Annotated in this window: 2 protein-coding genes; one reads left to right on the plus strand and one right to left on the minus strand. The window is 69.8% G+C overall.

The window, feature by feature from the left end:
- On the minus strand, window positions 1–865 hold an 865-nt coding region (locus I53_RS04065; RefSeq protein WP_043346957.1), incomplete at its 3' end, for an aminotransferase class I/II-fold pyridoxal phosphate-dependent enzyme.
- 260 nt (window positions 866–1,125) lie between these two features.
- On the opposite strand from I53_RS04065, the gene I53_RS34845 reads away from it, so the two are divergent.
- On the plus strand, window positions 1,126–1,230 hold a 105-nt coding region (locus tag I53_RS34845; protein ID WP_148291062.1), incomplete at its 3' end, for a cytochrome ubiquinol oxidase subunit I.

The raw sequence follows: 1,230 nt of genomic DNA on the forward strand, positions 1-1,230 counted from the left end.
AGGCGTGCTGGATGACGGTCGGGATCGAGGTGGTGCTGTACTGTCCGAGCTTGGCGAAGGTGGGCGCGAGGCCACGGGGATAGATCACCCAGCCGGCGCGCCAGCCGGTCATGGCCCAGTTCTTCGAGAAGGTGTTGGTGACGATCAGCCGGTCGTCCTCTGAGCAGATCTGCAGGAAGGACGGCGCGATCCGGTTGCCGTAGGTGAAATGCGCGTAGACCTCGTCCGAGAGGATCCAGAGGCCGCGCTCCCGGGCGAGGTCGCGCAGGGCCTTCATCTCCGGCAGCGGCATGGTCCAGCCGGTGGGATTGGAGGGTGAATTCACCATGATCACCCGGGTGCGCGGGGTGAGCGCCGCCTCGATATCGGCGAGCGGCAGCGCGAAGCGTCCGTCCGGCAGCCTGCGGTACGGGACCGTCACCGGGACGCCGCCGGCGATGCGGACCGCCTCGCCGAGATTCGGCCAGGCCGGGGACGGGATGATCATCTCGTCGCCCGGTTCCAGCAGCACCTGGGCGGCCTGCATGATCGCGTTCATGCCGCCCGCCGTGACGGCGAACCGGTCGGGCGGGATCTCCACGTCCCAATGGCGGGCGTGATAGGCGCCGAGCGCCGCGCGCAGCGCCGGCAGCCCCAGCGAGGTCGTGTAGCGGGTGTGCCCGGCGAGCATCGCCTTGTGGGCCGCCTCGACGATGAAGGGTGGGGTCGGCAGATCGCCCTCGCCGATCCAGAGCTTCACGACCTCCGGGTCGTCCCGCCCGCGATCCGCCACCAGCCCGATCTGGCTCGTCCCGATGCCGCGGATGCGCGCCGAGAGGGCGGAGGCGAGATCGACGGGCGCGGCGGATGCGGGGATATCGGCCATGGCGGCGCGTGCTCTGCTTGCGTCGGGACGCGGCGTGCCGTGGCGCGGCATGCACCGGAGCGCCTGCAGGATCCCGACCTGTGGGGAAGGCCGCGACCCTGCCGCGTTCAAGCGCGGACGTCCAGACCCGCGCGTCGCCCGGATCAGCCCCGGAGGCCGACGCGCGCGGCTGCCCCGACGCGCGGCCGTTCTGCATTCTGACTTTCAGACATTTCTGAAATTGCTATATGCCGAGTCGCGCTCAGTGCCGGAGGCCCGACGTGCTCGCCAATCTCGATCCCCTGATCCTCGCCCGCATGCAGTTCGGGTTCACGGTGGCCTTCCACATCGTGTTCCCGGCCTTTTCGATCGGCCTCGCGAGCTTC

The sequence above is a fragment of the Methylobacterium sp. B1 genome (assembly GCF_000333255.1).
In the GTDB taxonomy this organism is placed as follows: domain Bacteria; phylum Pseudomonadota; class Alphaproteobacteria; order Rhizobiales; family Beijerinckiaceae; genus Methylobacterium; species Methylobacterium fujisawaense.